Here is a 13,379-nt window from a genome sequence, read left to right as displayed (position 1 = left end):
GTGTGATGGCCCCTGTGCGCTGCCGCTGGATCAACTGGAGCCCTTCCTGACCCAACTTAAGGCCCTCGACGAGCTGGTCAAGGGCTTCCCTGCACTGAAGATCGAATAAAAGCGCTGTCCAGACAACGCGAGAGGCCGAGAGAAAAGCGGTCCCATCGACTCAATCAACGCTGACTGAAAGAAAGGACGACACAGATGACCAAGATTGTCGAAATCCACGCCCTCGAGGTGCTCGATTCCCGCGGCAACCCCACCGTGCAGGCCGAAGTGCGCCTGGAGAGCGGTGCCGTAGGCGTGGCCTGTGCGCCGAGCGGTGCCTCCACCGGCTCACGCGAGGCCCTGGAGCTGCGCGACGGCGACAAGGCCCGCTACCTGGGCAAGGGCGTTCTGAAGGCGGTGGAAGCCGTCAACGGCGCCATCCGTGAGCGTCTCGTCGGCATGGATGCCCGCGATCAGCGTGGCCTCGACAATGCCATGATCGAACTCGACGGTACCGACAACAAGGCCCAGTATGGCGCCAACGCCATCCTCGCCGTGTCGCTGGCGGCGGCCAAGGCGGCAGCCAACGCCAAGGGCATGCCGCTCTATGCGCACATTGCAGAGCTCTATGGTCAGCCGGGCCAGTACAGCATGCCGGTGCCGATGATGAACATCCTCAACGGTGGCGAGCACGCCGACAACAACGTCGACATTCAGGAGTTCATGGTCCAGCCGGTGGGTGCACCGAACTTCCGCGAGGCCCTGCGTGTCGGCGCCGAGATCTTCCACGCGCTAAAGAAGGTGCTCTCCGCGCGTGGCCTGGCCACGGCGGTGGGCGACGAAGGCGGCTTCGCCCCCAACCTGGCGTCCAATGCGGAAGCGCTCGCCGTGATCAAGCAGGCCGTGGCCGATGCCGGCTACGAGCTAGGCCGCGACGTCACGCTGGCGCTCGACTGCGCCTCCTCGGAGTTCTACAAGGAAGGGCGGTACAGCCTCTCCGGCGAGGGCAAGTCCTTCGATGCCGCGGGCTTCGTCGACTACCTGGCGGAGCTGTGCGACCAGTATCCGATCGTTTCCATCGAGGATGGCATGGACGAGTCCGACTGGGACGGCTGGAAGGCGCTCACCGACAAGCTCGGCGACAAGGTGCAACTGGTTGGCGACGACCTGTTCGTGACCAACACCCGTATTCTCAAGCGCGGCATCGACGAGCGGATCGGCAACTCCATCCTGATCAAGTTCAACCAGATCGGCTCGCTCTCCGAGACCTTGGACGCCATCAAGATGGCTCAGGATGCCGGCTTCACCGCGGTGATCTCCCACCGTAGCGGCGAGACCGAGGATACCACCATCGCCGACCTGGCCGTGGGCACCTCGGCCGGCCAGATCAAGACCGGATCGCTGTGCCGCTCCGACCGGGTCGCCAAGTACAACCGTCTGCTGGTGATCGAGCAGCAGCTCGGCGAGCGCGTCTCCTACCCGGGCCGTGCGGCGATCAAGGGGCAGTGATTGGCCATTCGGTCGACGACATCGCTGACTTTCTTGTAGGACATTGACTACAAAAAGGCGACGATCTAAGCCTGTTTTGGGTAAGAAGGCCGATGCCGAGGTGTCGGCCTTTTTCCTATCCCATTGTTTTTTCTACTTTTGCACTTCTTTCTGTCAACCTGGGCCAGGCGGCGAAGTTGCTTGGAGGGAGCTTGCGTCCTATGGCGAAAATGCCAGAATGCACATGGGACAAGGCAGAGCGGGAGGCTCTCCGGCAGGATGCAACGGGATGCTATTTACGTGGCACGCCTGGTGTGACAGGAAGTCGCCTCCGGGCACGGACGTTGCCGCAGGAGAGAGGGCGGAGGGAACCGCCCAAGGAAATGCTGGGAGCCGGGCGACCTTAGGGTCGCCTTTTTTTTGGCTCGAGCCCAGGCGTGAGTCAATGCACCGGATGCCGGCCGGCATTCGGTGCATGAGACAGGTCGCGTCTACGCGGGCTCAGCGCTCGAGGTACTGCAGCTTGTCGGGCTTGCCGTCCCAATCCTCGGCGTCGGCCGGGGGATCCTTCTTCTCCGCGATGTTGGGCCATACCTCGGAGAGCTCCGCATTGATGGCGATGAATTCTTCCTGACCTTCCGGCAGTTCGTCCTCCGAGAAAATCGCCTCGGCAGGGCACTCCGGTTCGCACAGTGCGCAGTCGATGCACTCGTCCGGGTGGATCACCAGGAAGTTGGGCCCCTCGTAGAAGCAGTCCACCGGGCAGACCTCGACGCAATCGGTGTACTTGCACTTGATGCAGTTTTCGGTGACGACAAAGGTCATGCCTGTCTCCCTCCTCGCAGCCGGGTCGTGCCCTTCCCGGTTGGTCATGTTCGGTATCAGTCTTAGAGAAGCACTGAACAAATGCCTGCGCGAGCGAATCGCGGCGTTGCGCGGTGCCGAGGCGTCGGATCCTCATATAGACCCATATGCTCCGGTTGACTCGAAGCCTTCGACTTCTCGCCCCTTCGGGGGTCATCCTGCGGATGTTTGTCGCTATGCTCGGTTCTGTATTCCGTGCGCTTCATCTCGCTCGATGATTTGTTCAGCGTTTCCTTAGGCCTGCGGGTTATAAAAAATAAACTTTTTATAAGTATGGATTCATTGGACGCTTCATTCTAGTCATGCCTAAAGGCCTGAGCAAGCCGCACGAGGCCTAGAGTCGCTCACGCCAGGCATAGATCAGCTCAAGGGCCTGACGCGGCGTCAATCCATCCGGATCCAGATCGGCCAGGGCGTCGAGCAGCGGATGCGGTGCGCTGGCGAAAAGGTCGCTCTGCAGCGGCTTGGCATCGGCCGCCGGATGCATGCTGCCGCGGCTGCTCTGGTCGACCTCCTGCTGCTCGAGCTGAGACAACTTGTCGCGTGCCCGGGCGATGACCGACTGCGGCACGCCGGCCAGCTGTGCCACTTGCAGGCCATAGCTCTGGCTGGCGGGACCCTCCTCCACACGATGCATGAAGACGATGCCATCGCGGTGCTCCGCGGCGGTGAGGTGCACGTTGGCCACCCCTTCGGCCTGGTCGGACAGCGCCGTCATCTCGAAGTAATGCGTCGCAAACAGCGTGAACGCTCGCGTGCGGGTCAGGTGCTCGGCGCTGGCCCAGGCCAGTGACAGACCATCGAAGGTGCTGGTGCCACGCCCGATCTCGTCCATCAGCACCAGGCTATGGTCGGTGGCGTTGTGCAGGATACTGGCGGTTTCGGTCATTTCCACCATGAAGGTGGAACGGCCGCCCGCCAGGTCGTCCGACGAGCCGATGCGGGTGAAGATACGGTCCACCGGGCCGATGCACGCCTCGTCCGCCGGCACGAAGCTGCCGGTATGGGCGAGCAGGACGATCAGCGCCGCCTGGCGCATGTAGGTCGACTTGCCGCCCATGTTGGGGCCGGTGATCACCAGCATGCGGCGGCGGTCGTCGAGCACCAGGTCGTTGGGCACGAAGGGGGCGTCGCTGACGTGCTCCACCACCGGGTGGCGTCCGCCGCGAATCTCGATGCCCGGCGCTTCGGCGAGACGGGGCCGCGAGAAGCCCAGCGCCTGGGCGCGCTCGGCGAAGGCCGCCAACACATCCAGGGCGGCCAGCGCGCGGCCGGTGCCCTGGAGCGCATTGAGTTCGGCGTTGAGTGAATCGAGCAGGCCGTCGTAGAGCAGCTTCTCGCGAGCCAGGGCGCGAGACTTGGCCGATAGTGCCTTGTCCTCGAACTCCTTGAGCTCGGGAATGATGAAGCGCTCGGCATTCTTCAGGGTCTGGCGGCGCACATAGTCGACCGGCGCTTCGCGGGCCTGGGCGCGGGGAATTTCGATGTAATAGCCATGCACCCGGTTATAGCCCACCTTGAGGCCGGCCAGGCCCGTGCGCTCACGCTCGCGAACCTCGAGCTGCACCAGATAGTCGCCGGCATGCTCGGCCAGTCCTCGATAGTCGTCGAGTTCGGCGTCGAAGCCCTCGCGAATGACGCCGCCGTCGCGGATCACCACCGGCGGGTTGTCGACCAGCCCACGGGCGAGCATGTCGGTAAGCTCCGGATAGGGCCGGATTTGGTGGGCCAACTCGTCCAGTGCGGTTCCTTCGCTGTAGCCCTGCAATTCGCGCTGCAGTTCCGGTAGCGCCAGCAGGGCGTCACGCAGGCGGGCGAGATCGCGCGGTCGGGCACTGTAGAGCGCCACCCTGGCGAGAATGCGCTCGACGTCGCCGATCGCCTTGAGCAGCTCGCGCAGGGCCACGAAGCCCTCCTGTTCGAGTAGCAGGGCGACCGCCGCCTGGCGGCCCTGCACCTGGGTACGGTCGCGCAGCGGGCGGTTGAGCCAACGCTTGAGCAGCCTTGAGCCCATGGCGGTGGCGGTGGTGTCGAGTACGCTTGCCAGCGTATTGTCGCCGCCGCCGCCGAGGTTGATGTCGATTTCCAGGTTGCGACGGCTGGCGGCATCGATGACCACGGCGTCGTCGCGATTCTCCACGCCCAGCGCGGTGACGTGAGGCAGACGCGAGCGCTGGGTATCACGCGCATATTCCACCAGCACCCCGGCAGCGGTGAGGGCGGCCTCGAGATGGGCGCAGCCGAAGCCGCGCAGGTCCTGCACCTCGAACTGGTCGCATAGCAGACGAGTGGAGGATTCGAGATCGAACAGCCAGTCGCTCTGGCGGCGCAGGCCCTGACGGCCTTCCAGGGCGGGTGGCAGCGACAGGCTCTCGGGGATGAGCAACTCGGCGGGGTCGAGGCGTTGCAGCTCGGCGAGCATGTCGCCTTCGCCCTCCACCTCGAGCACGCTGAAGCGGCCGCTGGAGAGTTCCAGCCAGGCGATGCCCCAGCAGTTGCCGGCCGGGTGCACGGCTACCAGCAGGTTGTCGCGGCGGGCGTCTAGCAGTGCCTCGTCGTAGAGCGTGCCGGGCGTGACGATGCGCACCACCTTGCGCTCCACGGGGCCTTTGCTTGTCGCAGGGTCACCGAACTGCTCGCAGATCGCCACCGACTCGCCGGCCTTCACCAGGCGCGCCAGGTAGCCTTCGGCGCTGTGGTAGGGCACGCCGGCCATGGGGATCGGCTTGCCGGCGGACTGCCCGCGCTGGGTCAGGGTGATGTCGAGCAGGGCCGCGGCGCGCCTGGCGTCGTCGAAGAACAGCTCATAGAAATCGCCCATTCGATAAAACAGCAGCACATCGGGGTGCTCGCGCTTGATCCTGAGGTACTGGGCCATCATCGGCGTATGGCTCGGCACATCCGTCTTGACCGCGTCGTTCATGCTTTCTCGGCTGGCTCGTCGGTTGCGTGGGGCAATGGGAGGGACAAGGTTACCACGGGCCGCCGGTGGTCGACATGCCGTAACAAATCGCACGAGAAGGGGCGGCGTCCCATTGGCCATACTGACTGGCGTCATGAGTAAGCAGGAGGTTTCATTAGCATGTTGGAAACGGAATTCTGGCGTGACTGGCAGGCATGGCTGAACCAGCCGATGCTGGCGACTCTGACGCTGCTGCTGATCATTGCCTTTGTCAGCTATCTCGTTCTGCGGTTGGGGTTGCGCCTGCTCGTCGGCCGTATCGTCGACTGGTCTTCCCATGGCAGGGGGCACTGGCGCCACTACGCCGCGCATGTCGCCAGGCATACCAGCCGGCTGCTGTTGGCCGTACTGGCATTGCAGATCGCCCTCTTCGTGGTGGAGCTGGATACCGTATGGGAGCAGCGGGTCAGCCACCTGTGGTTCCTGGTGCTGGCGTTTCAGTTCGGCCTGTGGGTCGATGCCGCCCTCAACTTATGGAAGGAGAACACCCTCCAGTCGGAAGCCGGACGCGACAATCAGCTGACTGTCACCATGGTCTCGCTGATGTTTCGTACGGGGCTCTGGGCCGTGGTCCTGCTCTCCGTCCTGGCCAACCTGGGAGTCAACATCACCGCCTTCGTGGCCAGCCTGGGGATTGGCGGCATTGCCATTGCACTGGCGGTACAGGCACTGCTCGGTGACCTGTTCGCTTCGGCGTCCATTGGCATCGACAAGCCGTTCAAGGTCGGCCATTTCATCGTCTTTGGCGATATCGCCGGCACCATCGAGTACATCGGGCTCAAGACCACCCGCATACGCAGCCTGAGCGGCGAGCAGGTCCTCATCTCCAATACCCGGCTGCTGCAGCAGACCATCCACAACTACAATCGCATGCACGAGCGGCGTGTCGTGTTCAACGTATCGCTCTCTTTCCGCACTTCGCTCGAAAAGGTGCGCGAGGTGCCGGAGCTGGTCAGGCAGGTCGTCGAGTCGGTGGAGAACACACGCTTCGATCGTGCCCACCTGCGATTCTTCGACGATTACGCGCTGAAATACGAGATCGTCTACTATGTGCTCAGTTCGGATTTCACCCTCTACATGGACATTCAGCAGGCGATAAATTTCGGGCTGCTGGCCGAGTTCCAACAGCGCGACATCAAGTTCGCCATGCCGGTGCGCTCGATCGAGTTCCTCGATGAGGTTCCACTGGAGCGCAGCGTAGGTGGCCAGCAAGTTCAGCAACAGACTGCGCGCAGCTGAACTCGTCAGCGCTCGGTCACGGTCGTTGGCGGTGCAGCCTGATGTCGGCGGCAAGGATGCGCTATGGTGGCAGGCAGTCGCAGGATACGTGGCGCGGCGCCTGGCCGATCCTCTCGAACCAAGGAGCGTTACCATGTCTCACAGTGCCTCCAGCCTAGCCAACCTCGACCTCACCACGCTTGCCGAACGGCTCGGGCGGCGCTGCCGCGAGCATGGGGTCAGCATCACCGCGGCCGAGTCGTGCACCGGCGGCGGGGTGGCCAGTGCAATCACCGCGGTGGCCGGTAGCTCGGACTACTTCGAGACCGGCTATGTGACCTACTCCAACGCGGCCAAGGCGCGCCTGCTCGGCGTGCCCGAGGCGCTGATCGCCCAGCATGGCGCCGTCAGCCAGGCAGTGGTAGAGGCCATGGTGGCGGGCGCCTGCCGCGACAGCGGGGCCAAGCTTGGTGTGGCGATCAGCGGAGTGGCCGGCCCCGACGGCGGTACGCCGGAAAAACCGGTGGGCACCGTGTGGCTGGCCTGGGGCGGCGAGACACGGCAACAAGCCGAGCGCTTCCAGTTTCCCGGCGACCGCCGCGCAGTGCGCGAGCGGGCGGTGCGCGAGGCCATCGTCGGGCTGATTCGTCACCTGGAGGCCGACTAGGAACCTATCGGACTTAACGCTGATCTACTACGAGATCCGGTCTTTCGGCCAATTTGATTCGATCTGATTCGTTAAATAGCGGGCTATTCGCCTCATCAGATCGATAAACTTGTCTCGAAATCCCAATCTCTCGCGACGATCGGTCAAATCCGACAGGCTCCTAGATCGTATTCATCGAGTGGCTAGTCGCGCGGTGAATTTTTCGTCATACTACTGTCCAACCATACAGTGTCCAGGCGAGCTCCCCGTCGGCAGCCCGCCATCCATTTTGCACCTGCAAGCGTCTGCGAGTTCTGCGAGGAGAGCCTCATGGCACAGGATGAAAACCGTTCCAAGGCATTGAATGCCGCCCTTTCCCAGATCGAGCGCCAGTTCGGCAAGGGCACCGTGATGCGCCTGGGCGATACGCCGCGGGTGGTGATGCCCTCGGTGTCGACCGGCTCGCTGGGGCTCGACATCGCGCTGGGCATCGGCGGCCTGCCCTATGGCCGCGTGGTGGAGATCTTCGGCCCGGAGTCCTCGGGCAAGACCACCCTGACCCTGTCGGTGATCGCCCAGGCCCAGAAGCAGGGCAAGACCTGCGCCTTCATCGATGCCGAGCACGCACTCGACCCGAGCTACGCCGAGAAGCTCGGCGTCAACCTCGACGACCTGCTGGTCTCGCAGCCGGACACCGGCGAGCAGGCGCTCGAGATCTGCGACATGCTGGTGCGCTCCGGCGGCGTCGACGTGATCATCATCGATTCGGTGGCAGCGCTGACCCCGCGCGCCGAGATCGAAGGCGAGATGGGCGACTCCCACGTCGGCCTGCAGGCGCGCCTGATGTCCCAGGCGCTGCGCAAGATCACCGGCCACATCAAGAACGCCAACTGCATGGTGGTGTTCATCAACCAGATCCGCATGAAGATCGGCGTCATGTTCGGCAGCCCCGAGACCACCACCGGCGGCAACGCGCTCAAGTTCTATGCCAGCGTGCGCCTGGATATCCGCCGCACCGGCTCGGTCAAGCAGGGCGATGAGGTGACCGGCAACGAGACTCGCGTCAAGGTGGTGAAGAACAAGGTGGCGCCGCCGTTCCGCCAGGCCGAGTTCCAGATCCTCTACGGCAAGGGCATCTACCATGCCGGCGAAGTGGTCGACCTGGGCGTGCAGTGCAACCTGATCGACAAGGCCGGTGCCTGGTACAGCTACAAGGGCAACAAGATCGGCCAGGGCAAGGCCAACGCCGCCCAGTTCCTCGAGGACAACCCGGCGGTGATGGAAGAGATCGAGAGCCAGATCCGCGGTCAGTTGCTGGCCACGGTCGCGCCCAAGGAGGAGGAGGCCGGTGAGCCGGTCGCCGCCGAAGCCGAGCGCGAGGACGACCTGCTCTAAACCATGCCTGCCCAATCCGAAGCGCGGACGTCGTCCCCACGGGACGACGCCATCCGCCTGCTGGCCCGGCGCGAGTACTCCCGCGCCGAGCTGGCGCAGCGGCTGGCAGCCCGGGCTCATTCTCCGGAAGCGATCGGTGCCTGTCTCGACGAGCTGGAAGCCGAAGGGCTGCAGTCCGATGCGCGCTTCGCCGAGAGTTTCCTGCGTTCCCGCGTGATGCGAGGCCAGGGGCCGCTCAAGGTGCGTGTCGAGCTCGAGCGGCGCGGTATCGAGCGCCCTCTGGTCGCCACGGCCCTGGCCGAGGCCGAGCAGGCAGGCGAGGTCGACTGGTTCGAGCTGGCTGCCGAGGCACTGTCCCGGCGCTTCACCCATCCCGGTGACTCCCCACGCGAACGCGCCCGCCGCGAGCGCTTCCTGGCCTCCCGCGGCTTCGATTTCGAGCAGATCCGCCATGCTCTGGAGCGTCTCGGCGCTGAAGAATGACTCCCAGCTTGAGCGCCTCCCCTTTAGTCGCTTGACAACTGCGCTATAATGCCTCCCTTTGCGAACGCCCTTGGTGGCGCTCCTGACACGCCAAGGCGTGCGATTTCGGCCATGTGAAGCGACGCCGAGCGCGCCTGCCCGTCGGGTGACCACGCTCATCGCCACGGATATGCCATGAAAAGCGCAGACATCAGACAGGCCTTTCTGAGTTACTTCGAAGAGCACGGGCACACCATCGTGCCGTCGAGTTCCCTGGTGCCGGGCAACGACCCGACGCTGTTGTTCACCAATGCCGGCATGGTGCCGTTCAAGGATGTCTTCCTCGGCCGTGACCCGCGCCCCTACGTACGCGCCACCTCGGCCCAGCGCTGCGTGCGCGCCGGCGGCAAGCACAACGACCTGGACAACGTCGGCTACACTGCCCGCCACCACACCTTCTTCGAGATGCTGGGCAACTTCAGCTTCGGCGACTATTTCAAGCGCGATGCCATCCGCTTCGCCTGGGAGTTCCTGACTCAGCGCCTGGGGCTGCCGGCCGAAAAGCTGTGGGTCACGGTGCATGTCAGCGACGACGAGGCGGAGAAGATCTGGAAGGAGGAGATCGGCGTCGACCCGCAGCGCTTCTCCAAGCTCGACGAGGACAACTTCTGGCAGATGGGCGACACCGGCCCCTGTGGGCCGAGCTCCGAGATCTTCTTCGACCACGGCCCCGAGGTATGGGGCGGCCCTCCCGGTAGCCCCGAGGAGGACGGCGATCGCTACATCGAGATCTGGAACCTGGTGTTCATGCAGTTCGACCGCGATGCGGCCGGTAAGCTGAATCCGCTGCCCAAGCCCTCGATCGATACCGGGATGGGACTCGAGCGGGTCTCCGCGGTGATGCAGGGCGTGCATTCGAACTACGAGATCGATCTGTTCCAGAACCTGCTCGAGGCGGCCGCTCGTCACACCGGTCATGGCGATACCACCGCGCCTTCGCTGCGGGTGATCGCCGATCATATCCGTTCCTGCGCCTTCCTCATCGCCGACGGCGTGCTGCCCTCCAACGAGGGGCGCGGCTATGTGCTGCGCCGAATCATCCGGCGCGCCATTCGTCACGGCCACAAGCTGGGCGCCCAGGGCAGCTTCTTTCACAAGCTCGTCGGTGCGCTCGATGCCGAGATGGGCGATGCCTATCCCGAGCTGCGCGAGGCGCGCCACCAGATCGAGCGCATCCTGCTCAAGGAGGAGGAGCAGTTCGCCCGCACCCTCGAGCACGGCATGGGCTTGCTCGAGGAGGCGCTTGCCGCTCTCGCTGGCGACGTGTTGCCGGGCGAGACGGTGTTCAAGCTCTACGACACCTACGGCTTCCCCTATGACCTGACCGCCGACGTCTGCCGCGAACGCGGCGTGACCCTCGACGAAGCGGGTTTCGAGCGTGAGCTCGAGGCGCAGCGCGAGCGCGCCCGGGCCGCCAGCCAGTTCGGTGCCGCTTACGCTGCGGCGCTGGAGCTCGAGGGCGAGACCACCTTTACCGGCTACGACCGGCTCGAGGACAGCGCCACCATTACCGCCATCGTCGACCGCGAAGGCAATGCCCTGGTGGCGCTCGAGCCCGAGCAGCGAGGCATCGTGGTGCTCGACCGCACGCCCTTCTACGGCGAATCGGGTGGCCAGGTGGGCGACACCGGCTACCTGCACCTCGAGGGTGGTCGTTTCCTGGTCACCGATACCCAGAAGCAGGGTGGTCACCACCTGCACCACGGTGTGCTGCTGGAAGGCCGCCTCAGCGTAGGTGCCGAGGTGCGTCCCCAGGTCGACGCCAAACTGCGTGAGGCGACCATCCGCAATCACTCCGCGACCCACCTGATGCACAAGGCGCTGCGTCTGGTGCTGGGCGATCATGTGCAGCAGAAGGGCTCGCTGGTCACGCCCGAGCGGTTGCGCTTCGATTTCAGCCACTTCGAGGCGATGACCCCCGAGCAGCTGGCGGAAGTCGAGCGCCTGGTCAACGAACAGGTACTCGCCAATGCCCCGACGCGTATCGAGCAGATGACCCTCGACCAGGCCAAGGCCAAGGGGGCGGCGGCACTGTTCGAGGCCAAGTACGCCGACAGCGTGCGGGTGCTGACCATCGGTGCCGACGACTTCTCCATCGAGCTGTGCGGCGGCACTCATGTCGCCCGCAGCGGCGACATCGGCTGCTTCCACATCGTCAGCGAGCAGGGCATCGCCGCGGGTGTGCGCCGCATCGAGGCGATTACCGGCGAGGGCGCACTGGCCTGGTTCCACGAACAGGAGGCTCGCCTGGTACGCATCGGTGAGCGGCTGAAGGCCAAGCCGGAGCAGGTCGAGGAGCGCGTCGAGTCACTGGTGGAGCGTAACCGCAGCCTGGAGAAGGAACTGGAGCGACTCAAGGCCAAGCTGGCCAGTGCCGCCGGCAGCGACATGCTCAATCAGGCGCGCGAAGTGGGTGGCGTCAAGGTTCTGGCCACCCGGCTCGAGGGTGTTTCCGCCAAGGAGCTGCGCGGCGTGCTGGACCAGCTCAAGAACAAGCTGGGCTCGGGCATCGTGGTGCTCGGCGTGACGGACGGAGAAGCCGGCAAGGTAAGCCTGATCGCGGGTGTCACCGACGACCTGACCGCCAGGGTCAAGGCCGGCGAGCTGGTCAACCACGTGGCCTCCCAGGTCGGCGGCAAGGGTGGCGGCCGCCCCGACATGGCCCAGGCCGGTGGCAGCGACATCGCGGCCTTGCCGGCGGCGCTGGAGAGCGTTCCCGCCTGGGTCGAACAGCAGCTTCAGTAAGGCGATACAGGGCCGGCGACCGAAATGTCCCGGCCCTTCGATTTTGGACGACTTTCACTCATACGAGCGTGCTTCGCTCGACAAGCGAGGGAAAACCGTAGATGGCACTATACGTACAGAAATTCGGCGGCACCTCGGTGGGCTCCGTGGAGCGCATCAAGGCCGTAGCCGAGAAGGTCAAGGGCTTCCGTGACGATGGCCATCAGGTCGTGGTCGTGGTTTCCGCCATGAGCGGCGAGACCAACCGCCTGATCGGCATGGCCAACGAAATCAACGACGAACCCACGCCGCGCGAGATGGACATGCTGGTTTCCACCGGCGAGCAGGTGACCATCTCGCTGCTGGCGCTGGCCTTGCACAAGCTCGGCGTGCCGGCTACCTCCTATACCGGCTCCCAGGTCGGCATCCTCACCGATAGCGCCCACACCAAGGCGCGCATCCAGCGTATCGAGACCGACGAGATGCGCGACGACCTGGACGAAGGCAAGGTGGTGGTGGTGGCCGGTTTCCAGGGCGTCGACGAGGAGGGCAACATTACTACCCTCGGCCGCGGCGGCTCCGATACCACCGGGGTGGCGCTGGCCGCCGCGCTGGGCGCCGACGAGTGCCAGATCTACACCGACGTCGATGGGGTCTATACCACCGATCCTCGGGTGTGTTCCAAGGCCCAGCGCCTCGACAGCATTACCGTCGAGGAGATGCTGGAACTGGCGAGCCTCGGCTCCAAGGTGCTGCAGATCCGCTCGGTGGAGTTTGCCGGCAAGTACAATGTCCCGCTGCGTGTGCTGTCCAGTTTTCAGGATGGCCCCGGCACCCTGATCGTTGCTGAATCCGACCAAGACGAGGACTCCATGGAAGAACCGCTGATCTCAGGTATCGCCTTTACTGCCAACGAGGCCAAGCTGACCCTGCTCAATACGCCGGACGTACCGGGTGTCGCCTCGCGTATTCTCGGACCGATCGCCGATGCCAACATCGAAGTCGACATGATCGTGCAGAACGTGGCACCGGCCGGTGATTACACCGATTTCACTTTCACCGTGGCCAAGGGCGACTACAAGAAGACCTTGAAGATCCTCGAGGAGCAGGTGATCCCCGACCTGGGTGGTGGAGAGGTCAATGGCGATGACAACATCGCCAAGGTATCGCTGGTCGGTGTCGGCATGCGCTCACATGCGGGTGTCGCCTCCAAGATGTTCCGCGTCCTGGCGGACGAGAACATCAACATCCGCATGGTCTCCACTTCGGAAATCAAGATTTCCGTGGTGATCGACGAAAAGCAGATGGAACTCGCCGTGCGTGCCCTGCATACCGCTTTCGGTCTGGACAAGAGCGACATCGAAAGCGAATAGGGAAGCAACAAGAACCTTAACAAAGTATGAACGACTAGCAGCGGGTGCCTGTTCTACGCTGGGGGAAGTCCGCTACGATGAGCGGCCTAGCTTCCCTTCAACGCTGTCATGGTGTCATGGTGGGGTTGGTGGTGGTGCACAGTGGTCTAAATGTTACATAATGCAACTAAGCGTCGGGGATCGACGCGCATCCCGTTGCTAGTCGTCT

9 protein-coding genes and 1 pseudogene are annotated in these 13,379 nt (G+C 64.1%); 8 read left to right on the top strand and 2 right to left on the bottom strand.

Annotated elements, in window-relative coordinates:
* Together HBJ55_RS22370 and eno are read left to right on the top strand one after the other, a co-directional pair.
* Positions 1-109: pseudogene (locus tag HBJ55_RS22370) on the top strand (3-deoxy-8-phosphooctulonate synthase); the annotation flags it as partial.
* An 86-nt stretch (positions 110-195) separates the two neighbouring features.
* A complete protein-coding gene (eno, locus tag HBJ55_RS06615; RefSeq protein WP_167112315.1) occupies positions 196-1,488 on the top strand; it encodes a phosphopyruvate hydratase in 1,293 nt (430 codons plus the stop codon).
* 480 nt (positions 1,489-1,968) lie between these two features.
* Here the strand turns inward: eno and fdxA are convergent, their stop codons facing one another.
* A complete protein-coding gene (gene fdxA, locus HBJ55_RS06610) occupies positions 1,969-2,292 on the bottom strand; it encodes a ferredoxin FdxA (RefSeq protein ID WP_167112313.1) in 324 nt (107 codons plus the stop codon).
* Between the two features lie 373 nt (positions 2,293-2,665).
* On the bottom strand, positions 2,666-5,254 hold the full coding sequence (gene mutS, locus HBJ55_RS06605; RefSeq protein WP_167112311.1) for a DNA mismatch repair protein MutS: 2,589 nt from the start codon (positions 5,252-5,254) through the stop codon (positions 2,666-2,668).
* Between the two features lie 159 nt (positions 5,255-5,413).
* On the opposite strand from mutS, the gene HBJ55_RS06600 reads away from it, so the two are divergent.
* The 6 genes from HBJ55_RS06600 to HBJ55_RS06575 all read left to right on the top strand — a co-directional run bounded on the left by HBJ55_RS06600 (position 5,414) and on the right by HBJ55_RS06575 (position 13,171).
* On the top strand, positions 5,414-6,532 hold the full coding sequence (locus HBJ55_RS06600; RefSeq protein WP_167112308.1) for a mechanosensitive ion channel family protein: 1,119 nt from the start codon (positions 5,414-5,416) through the stop codon (positions 6,530-6,532).
* A 133-nt stretch (positions 6,533-6,665) separates the two neighbouring features.
* Positions 6,666-7,178, top strand: coding sequence for a CinA family protein (locus tag HBJ55_RS06595; RefSeq protein ID WP_167112306.1), 513 nt, complete (start codon positions 6,666-6,668; stop codon positions 7,176-7,178).
* Between the two features lie 309 nt (positions 7,179-7,487).
* A complete protein-coding gene (gene recA, locus HBJ55_RS06590; protein WP_167112305.1) occupies positions 7,488-8,552 on the top strand; it encodes a recombinase RecA in 1,065 nt (354 codons plus the stop codon).
* Between the two features lie 3 nt (positions 8,553-8,555).
* Positions 8,556-9,035 (top strand): regulatory protein RecX, encoded by a 480-nt coding sequence (locus HBJ55_RS06585; RefSeq protein ID WP_167112303.1) that lies wholly within the window; start codon positions 8,556-8,558, stop codon positions 9,033-9,035.
* Between the two features lie 174 nt (positions 9,036-9,209).
* Entirely contained in the window at positions 9,210-11,819 is a 2,610-nt protein-coding gene (gene alaS / locus HBJ55_RS06580; protein ID WP_167112301.1) for an alanine--tRNA ligase, read from the top strand.
* 101 nt (positions 11,820-11,920) lie between these two features.
* Positions 11,921-13,171 (top strand): aspartate kinase, encoded by a 1,251-nt coding sequence (locus HBJ55_RS06575; protein ID WP_167112299.1) that lies wholly within the window; start codon positions 11,921-11,923, stop codon positions 13,169-13,171.
* Positions 13,172-13,379 lie beyond the last annotated feature (208 nt).

The organism is Billgrantia bachuensis (assembly GCF_011742165.1).
Taxonomy (GTDB): Bacteria; Pseudomonadota; Gammaproteobacteria; order Pseudomonadales; family Halomonadaceae; genus Halomonas; species Halomonas bachuensis.
Note: the sequence above shows the minus strand (reverse complement) of the source record. Positions and strands in the feature narration are given on the sequence as shown.

Bases quoted from the DNA above. Each gene is read 5' to 3' on its own strand.
- HBJ55_RS06595 (WP_167112306.1), top strand. From the start codon at position 6,666: ATGTCTCACAGTGCCTCCAGCCTAGCCAACCTCGACCTCACCACGCTT.
- HBJ55_RS06585 (WP_167112303.1), top strand. From the start codon at position 8,556: ATGCCTGCCCAATCCGAAGCGCGGACGTCGTCCCCACGGGACGACGCC.
- HBJ55_RS06575 (WP_167112299.1), top strand. From the start codon at position 11,921: ATGGCACTATACGTACAGAAATTCGGCGGCACCTCGGTGGGCTCCGTG.
- alaS (WP_167112301.1), top strand. From the start codon at position 9,210: ATGAAAAGCGCAGACATCAGACAGGCCTTTCTGAGTTACTTCGAAGAG.
- eno (WP_167112315.1), top strand. From the start codon at position 196: ATGACCAAGATTGTCGAAATCCACGCCCTCGAGGTGCTCGATTCCCGC.
- mutS (WP_167112311.1), bottom strand. From the start codon at position 5,254: ATGAACGACGCGGTCAAGACGGATGTGCCGAGCCATACGCCGATGATG.
- recA (WP_167112305.1), top strand. From the start codon at position 7,488: ATGGCACAGGATGAAAACCGTTCCAAGGCATTGAATGCCGCCCTTTCC.
- fdxA (WP_167112313.1), bottom strand. From the start codon at position 2,292: ATGACCTTTGTCGTCACCGAAAACTGCATCAAGTGCAAGTACACCGAT.
- HBJ55_RS06600 (WP_167112308.1), top strand. From the start codon at position 5,414: ATGTTGGAAACGGAATTCTGGCGTGACTGGCAGGCATGGCTGAACCAG.